We start from the raw sequence: 442 nt of genomic DNA on the forward strand, positions 1-442 counted from the left end.
CTTAGTATCAAGTTTGAAGTGCGACAAATTCTATAGATGCGCATGAATATACTCCGTTGGAGTTCTATACCCAAGCCTTTTGCGTGGGCGCGTATTTAGTTTGTGGGCAATTTCATTGCAGAGCTTCTGTGTCACATGTGACATAGAAGTTCGTTTTGGTAAATACTGACGTATTAATCCATTGGTATTTTCATTGGTGCCTCTTTCCCATGAATGATATGGGTTTGCAAAGTAAAACAAGCAGTTATGAAACCTTTCTAGTTGTGCGTATTGGTGAAATTCAGTGCCGTTATCAGCTGTAATTGTCTTAAAAGGTAAATCGGAACGGGTCATGATTTTGCTCATTCTCACATTAAGTGATCCCGTCGTTCGGTCGTCTAATTGGCCAATAAAAGTGTAGCCTGTCATTCTGTCCACCAAAGTGACAATACAGTGCTTAGTT

The 442-nt window shown here is 40.0% G+C and carries 1 protein-coding gene; it reads right to left on the bottom strand.

Features of this window, described 5'->3' with window-relative positions; genetic code table 11:
* Positions 1-30: 30 nt before the first annotated feature.
* On the bottom strand, positions 31-442 hold a 412-nt coding region (locus tag RH88_RS22965), incomplete at its 5' end, for an IS30 family transposase (RefSeq protein ID WP_005596089.1).

The sequence above is a fragment of the Vibrio scophthalmi LMG 19158 genome, assembly GCF_000222585.1.
Lineage (GTDB): Bacteria > Pseudomonadota > Gammaproteobacteria > Enterobacterales > Vibrionaceae > Vibrio > Vibrio scophthalmi.